The sequence below is a fragment of the Halorubrum sp. SD690R genome (assembly GCF_005435035.1).
In the GTDB taxonomy this organism is placed as follows: Archaea; Halobacteriota; Halobacteria; order Halobacteriales; family Haloferacaceae; genus Halorubrum; species Halorubrum ezzemoulense.
In genome coordinates this window covers 1-413 of record NZ_SGTV01000154.1, presented here as the reverse complement: position 1 = coordinate 413, position 413 = coordinate 1, and the positions used below count along the sequence as shown (strand labels likewise).

Annotated in this window: 1 pseudogene; it reads right to left on the bottom strand. The window is 56.4% G+C overall.

Features of this window, described 5'->3' with window-relative positions:
• Nucleotides 1-386: pseudogene (locus EXE41_RS18845) on the bottom strand (helix-turn-helix domain-containing protein); the annotation flags it as partial.
• Nucleotides 387-413 lie beyond the last annotated feature (27 nt).

Sequence of the window (413 nt, the reverse complement as noted above, 5' to 3'; positions counted from 1 at the left end):
TCAACATCAAACTCTTCGGCGAGATAGTGACGGGCTAGTGGAACAGACCACGCGGGCGCGTCTAATCCTACTTCCTCGGGTGATTCGTAAAGTGCCTTGACGAACCGCTTGTGCTGTTCATCAGAGAGTTCGGTCGGTCTGCCTTCGCGCGGATCGTCGTAGGCGACTTGCTCGACCGGCTCATCAGCGAGCCGGTCGAGCCGGCCAACCCACCGAGACAACCATGGACCGGTGTATCCGTATCGTTCAGCAACCTCCGCCATCGTTGCATCGTCTTCTTCAAGATAGTTGATCACCGCCATTAGCCGCTGTGTCGGCTTTTTATCTTCGACCTCCGCGAGAGCGTCGCGGAGGTCGTCAAGAGTGGCGGCGTCAAGCGTGGACATACTTGCTAATCACACTCTAACCTAAAG